The 6,255-nt window shown below is 42.8% G+C and carries 5 protein-coding genes and 1 pseudogene; 3 read left to right on the top strand and 3 right to left on the bottom strand.

Translation table 11 applies throughout. The features are described from left to right. Positions 1–130 precede the first annotated feature (130 nt). The gene (ispF, locus tag VLN09_RS07845) at positions 131–637 is read right to left on the bottom strand and encodes a 2-C-methyl-D-erythritol 2,4-cyclodiphosphate synthase (RefSeq protein ID WP_325245299.1); all 507 of its coding nucleotides are present in this window, start codon (positions 635–637) and stop codon (positions 131–133) included. 258 nt (positions 638–895) lie between these two features. Here ispF and mnmA point away from each other — a divergent pair, with 258 nt between their 5' ends. Both mnmA and purB read left to right on the top strand, forming a co-directional pair. Beyond that, positions 896–2,122: a tRNA 2-thiouridine(34) synthase MnmA gene (mnmA, locus tag VLN09_RS07840; protein WP_325245297.1), complete on the top strand. Its 1,227-nt coding sequence runs from the start codon at positions 896–898 to the stop codon at positions 2,120–2,122. A 105-nt stretch (positions 2,123–2,227) separates the two neighbouring features. After that, positions 2,228–3,619, top strand: a complete 1,392-nt coding sequence (gene purB, locus VLN09_RS07835) for an adenylosuccinate lyase (protein WP_325245295.1) — start codon at positions 2,228–2,230, stop codon at positions 3,617–3,619. 145 nt (positions 3,620–3,764) lie between these two features. On the opposite strand, the gene VLN09_RS07830 is transcribed toward purB, so the two are convergent. After that, positions 3,765–3,947: an NF038104 family lipoprotein gene (locus VLN09_RS07830; protein ID WP_325245293.1), complete on the bottom strand. Its 183-nt coding sequence runs from the start codon at positions 3,945–3,947 to the stop codon at positions 3,765–3,767. Between the two features lie 126 nt (positions 3,948–4,073). Here VLN09_RS07830 and VLN09_RS07825 point away from each other — a divergent pair, with 126 nt between their 5' ends. Further along, complete coding sequence (locus tag VLN09_RS07825; RefSeq protein WP_325245291.1) at positions 4,074–5,246, top strand: cupin domain-containing protein; 1,173 nt, start codon at positions 4,074–4,076, stop codon at positions 5,244–5,246. Between the two features lie 177 nt (positions 5,247–5,423). Here the strand turns inward: VLN09_RS07825 and VLN09_RS07820 are convergent. Continuing rightward, positions 5,424–6,255, bottom strand: a pseudogene (locus VLN09_RS07820) (IS256 family transposase); the annotation flags it as partial.

Genomic DNA, 6,255 nt, shown 5'->3' with positions numbered 1-6,255 from the left:
CTATTTATATAAAAAAGACATTTAAAATTAAATTTATCATGTGGCTGCTTTATGGGGCAATCACTGCAATATTACAAGCAGTATTGATCACTGGCAGCCATAATCATATGCACTGATATACTATTGAGAATTAAACGCCAGACGCATTCGGCACCAATAATACCACGGCATTGGCCATAATGCCCTCTTGCCGACCGGTAAAGCCGAGTTTTTCACTGGTGGTTGCCTTAACACTGATATTACTCACGTCAGTTTGTAAGTCATTGGCAATATTGGCGCGCATGGCTAAATTATGTGGTGCCAATTTTGGACGCTCACACATCACAGTGATATCAGCATTGCCCAACGTATAACCGGCGGCTAACACTTTACCATACACATAACGAAGTAGGACGCGCGAATCTAAGCCCGCGTGCGCTGCATCGGTGTCGGGAAAATGCTGCCCAATATCGCCAAGTGCCAATGCACCAAGCAAAGCGTCAGCAAGTGCATGCAATACCACGTCACCATCAGAGTGCGCAAGTAAGCTGTGCGTATGTTCAATGGGCACACCTGCCAGCACTACATATTGCTGCTGCTGACCGTTATTATGAAACGCATGAACATCAATACCTTGACCAATTTTTATCATTATCATTCCAAGTGAATTAACGGTGATTAGAATAAGTTAAAACCACTATCTAAATTTTTAAAGCTGTTTTATGGGCAGTAAGATACCTTAGCTCGCCACCAGTTTCAATTAACTGGTATAATATGACGCTTATTTTATCATAATACCCAATCCAAAAGAAAAACCGGCACTACCAACTTGCGAAGCTTACCATTATATAGCTATTGCATTAATCTTCAGTGCCATTATAAATCTTGGACAAAGTATAAATAGTTGAGCCGTTTTATGTCAGCCATACCAAACACTTCTAGCACATCAGTTTCTGCTTCTTTTGACGCCCATCGCCCTCTAACGCTTGCCGATATCGACAATCCTAGCACTAAGCATGTGATTGTCGGGATGTCAGGCGGTGTCGACTCTTCTGTCTCTGCTGTATTGCTTCAGCAGGCAGGCTTTGTAGTCGAAGGGCTGTTTATGAAGAATTGGGAAGAAGATGACGGCACTGAATATTGTACGGCGATGGATGACTTAGCCGACGCGCAAGCGGTGTGCGATAAAATTGGCATAAAATTGCATACCGCCAACTTTGCGATGGAATACTGGGATCGTGTTTTTGAGCACTTCTTAGCAGAATACAAAGCCGGACGCACACCAAATCCTGATATTTTATGCAATAAAGAAATTAAGTTCAAAGCATTTTTGGATTACGCCTTAACGCTTGGCGCTGATTATATCGCTACTGGTCATTATACTCGCCGCAGTGTGAATTATAAGAATAAAGAAGGCGTTGAAGTAGCACAATTGCTACGTGGTCTGGATAACAATAAAGACCAAAGCTACTTTTTGCACGCGGTTGGCGGTGATAAAATTGCCAAAACTTTATTTCCAGTTGGTGAGCTTGAAAAACCAGTCGTTCGTCAAATCGCTGAAAAGCATGACCTGATTACCGCCAATAAAAAAGACTCAACTGGCATTTGCTTTATTGGCGAGCGCCGTTTTAAAGACTTTTTACAGCAGTACTTGCCGGCACAAAAAGGTGATATCGTCACTGACGATGGTCATACCATTGGTACGCATGACGGTCTAATGTATTACACCTTAGGTCAACGCGGCGGTATCGGTATTGGCGGTGTCAAAGACCGTCCTGAAGAGCCGTGGTTTGTGCTTGCAAAAGACTTAGATAACAACCGTCTTATTGTCGGTCAAGGTCACGAGCATCCTATGATGCTGAGCCATGAGTTACAGGCTTATAAGCTTGATTGGATAGATGGTTTGCCACCAACTGATATCTTTAGTCCTGATGGTTTGCGCTGTATGGCAAAATCTCGCTACCGTCAGCCCGACCAAGCCTGTCGCGTGTTTGCTAGCAATGAAGACGGCTCTGAGGTTCGTGTTGTTTTTGATGAACAACAACGTGCCGTTACCCCCGGTCAATCAGCCGTATTTTATATCGATGAGGTTTGTTTAGGTGGCGGTGTGATTGCTGCTATTGATGCGCCTTGTGGGTTTTAAAGCTATTTTTCTGTAAAAATTAAACGTTGTATTATTTGTTAGTTTGTAGTCATTTTTAATTTCTAACCCTTCTGATCACTACTTGTCACTACTTAAGGCATCTTTATGAATTTACTTACCGCCCTATCTCCAATCGATGGCCGTTATGCATCTAAAGCCGACAGCTTACGCCCTTACTTATCTGAGTTTGGTCTCATTAAAGCCCGTGTCACGGTTGAGATTCGTTGGTTACAGTCATTGGCGGAAAACAATGCGATTGGTGAATTGGCAGCATTTGATACCGATACCAATGCGTTTTTGAATGCTATCGTTGATGATTTTAGCGAAGCTGATGCACAAGCGATTAAAGATATCGAAGCAACCACCAATCATGATGTCAAAGCGGTTGAGTACTTTATTAAAGACAAATTCCGTGGTCAGGCAGCACTTGAAGATTCATTAGAATTCATTCATTTTGCTTGTACCAGTGAAGATATTAACAACCTATCATACGCACTAATGCTTAAAGACAGCCGTGAAATCGTGGTTGCTAAAATGCAAGAAGTGACCGATAGCATTGTTGATTTGGCGATTACCCATGCTAACCAGCCCATGCTATCACGTACTCATGGTCAAACTGCTAGCCCAACGTCGCTAGGTAAAGAGATGGCAAACGTCGCTTACCGCCTAGCCCGTCAAATCAAGCAAGTCGGTCAAGTTGAGCTATTAGGCAAAATCAATGGTGCAGTTGGTAACTATAACGCTCACTATGCTTCATACCCTGACGTTGATTGGCAGACCCATGCAGAGAAATTTATTGATGAGCGTCTAGAATTGACGTTTAACCCTTATACCACGCAAATTGAGCCGCATGACTATATCGCTGAGCTGTTTGATGTGGTAAAACGTTTTAATACTATCCTAATCGATTTCAACCGTGATATTTGGCAGTATATTAGCTTAGGCTATTTTAAGCAGCGCCTAAAAGATGGTGAAGTAGGTTCTTCTACCATGCCGCATAAAGTCAATCCAATTGATTTTGAAAACTCTGAAGGTAATTTGGGCGTAGCCAATGCCATGCTTGCTCATTTGGGTGAAAAGCTACCGATTTCACGTATGCAGCGTGATTTGTCCGACTCTACGGTTCTACGTAATATCGGTGTTGGCTTAGCGCAAAGCATGATTGCTTATGATGCGTGTTTAAAAGGCGTAGGCAAACTTGAATTAAACGCCCAACGTTTGAACGATGATTTGGACAGCGCCCAAGAAGTATTGGCAGAACCGATTCAAACTGTGATGCGCCGCTACCGTGTCGAAAACCCGTACGAGAAACTAAAAGCATTAACTCGTGGTAATGCGATGACGCGTGAAGCAATGCTGACGTTTATTGAAAGTGATGAGTTGTCTGCGGTTAGTGATGCGGATAAAGCACGCCTACGTGAAATGACACCAGCAACTTATATAGGTAATGCGGCTGAACAAGCACGCACGGTTAAAGAGTGGATTGCTAAGATTTAACTGGCAACCAGCTCATCTTTATCAAATGCAAAAAAAGATATAAATGAGCACTCATTTATATCTTTCTCAATAAAAACCTTACTCTAAACACTATGATTTATCTTTAAAGAAGTATCTTTAAATATACATAGCTTTTGGGTAAGGTTTATTTTTTATCTTCATCATCACTGTCACCCGGTATAATAGCCTTGCCTACAGCAACCGTACCCTTGACCACGCCTTTAGTAGTCTTATAAGCAATTTTGACAGGTACCGTAACGATCTTATGCACACATGCTTGTAATAAAAATATGCTGGAGATAATGACGATAAAATGCAGTTTTTTCATAAATGTCCTAAGAATCATTAGAGGCGCTGATGACTGTCATCAGACAGGCAATAATCATAAACTAATAACCCTCAGCTATAAAGCCATCATTAAATATAATAGCCATTTAACCATACGGATTTATCCATGACTTCTATACCTCTTTGTTTACCGAATACTATTACTCCTGAGCAATTCTTAAGCGATTATTGGCAAAAAAAGCCACTCTTGATTAAGCAAGGATTACCACAATTAATCGGTATGTTTGAGCCAGAGGATATTTTAGGCTTATCGATAGATAAGGACGCTACCACAAGACTGCTGACTCAAGCTGCTAGCAAACAAGACGGTCAACCGCAATGGCAACTTAAAAAAAGCCCGCTAACTGAAGCAGATTTTGATAATTTACCTGAGCAATGGTCGGTATTGGTACAGAATCTTGAACAGTGGTCGCCGGAACTTGGTGCCTTATGGCAAGCGCTTGATTTTATCCCGCAGTGGCAGCGCGATGATATTATGGTCTCTTATGCGCCAAAAGGCGGCTCTGTTGGCAAGCATTATGATGATTATGATGTATTTTTAGCGCAAGGGTTTGGCTCTAGACGCTGGCAGTTGGGTAAGTTTTGTGATGAGCAGACTGAATTTGTCGCTGATGAGCCAATACGACTGTTTGATGATATGGGCGAGATTATCTTTGATGAGATTTTAGAAGCCGGTGATGTGCTGTATGTACCACCAAAACTAGCACATTTTGGCGTAGCGCAAGATGACTGTTTGACCTTTTCATTTGGCTGTCGTCGCCCAAACTTGATGCAAATCATTGACAGCCTTGCCGATGTGGCGACCAATGACAGCGCTTTATTTATACCGATGTTATTACCACAAGCTGTGCAAGCATCAGGTGAATTAAAGACCGATAGTATCGAGGCGATTAAAGCTCAATTATTACAACTGCTCCAATCTGAGCGCGGTGATACGATTATTCGCCAAGCCGTGTCTGAAGTGGTCAGCAAGCGTCAATATGATGTGCTTGTCCCTGAAGAGTCGCTGACAACCGATGAGATGATAGCTGCATTGGCAAATGGTGCGACACTACAAGCCGATTATAGCAATCGCTTGTTATACACCCAAGTGGATAATGAGATCGTTTTATATGCCAATGGTCAGCGCCTAGATGATTTGCATGAAACATCAATAGCACTACTCGTGCGCTTGTCGAATGGCGAGCATTTGACGCTTGATGATATGGAAGGGATTGACCCTGATGAAGTGATGGAATGGCTAGAGAATGGTTGGATATGGATGAATCATCCGGAGTAATGACATAGTTATTAGTTAATTTGTATAGCACATTTGCTATTAAGTATTAGCTAAGAATCATCAGCGTCTATTGACTAAGAGATCCCATCCCAAATTCTGTGTAACTGCCCTTTAGATTAAATGCCTGCTGATACGGTCATCAAACATAATCATAAAGCGATTTAAAGCAGCCGTTCAGTTACGGATAGGCATCGACCACTTCTTGAATGCTGCCTGATCAGACGGGAACACCTTACGCTTATTCACCGCCGTACGAATCACACTGTTCAGTGATTCTATAGCATTGGTGGTATAAATGGCTTTTCTGATGTCTTTAGGATAGTCAAAGAACACCGTTAAGCCTTCCCAGTTATTGCGCCAAGACTTGACCACATGCGGGTATTTCTCGCCCCAAGTTTCATCAAAGTGCTCAAGATTGGCCTCTGCTATCTCAAGCGTATCAGCGCCGTAGATGGCCTTTAAATCAGCCGCTACTTTCTTTTTATCTATCCACGGTACAAACTTCATCGAATAGCGCACCATGTGTACGATACACAGCTGGACCTGTGCTTTAGGATAAACGGTATTGATGGCATCGGGGAAGCCCTTTAAACCATCAACACAGGCAATGAGGATATCTTGAACCCCGCGGTTTTGTAGCTCAGTGAGAACGCCAAGCCAGAATTTAGCACCCTCATTCTCTGATAACCACATACCAAGCAGCTCTTTTTTACCGTTAAGAGCGACACCTAGCGCCAGATAGATAGCCTTGTTGATAATCTGCTTGTCTTGGCAAGCTTTGACGACAATGCAGTCTAAGTAGACGATAGGATAAACACTGCTCAGTGGCCTGTTCTGCCAAGCGGTGATGTCATCTAAGAGGTTATCCGTGACCCTTGAAACCAAGCTGCTTGAGATGTCGACGTCATAAAGCTCTTTGATGGTATCAACGATCTCAGTCGTCGTTTGACCTTTGGCATATGAGCGAGGATCAGCAAGTGTCCGGGGGACAGTTGCCCGAAGCGCAAGA

The organism is Psychrobacter sp., from assembly GCF_035469765.1.
GTDB lineage: Bacteria > Pseudomonadota > Gammaproteobacteria > Pseudomonadales > Moraxellaceae > Psychrobacter.
The sequence above is the reverse complement of the archived record's forward strand: the minus strand, read 5'-3'. Positions and strand labels throughout refer to the sequence as shown.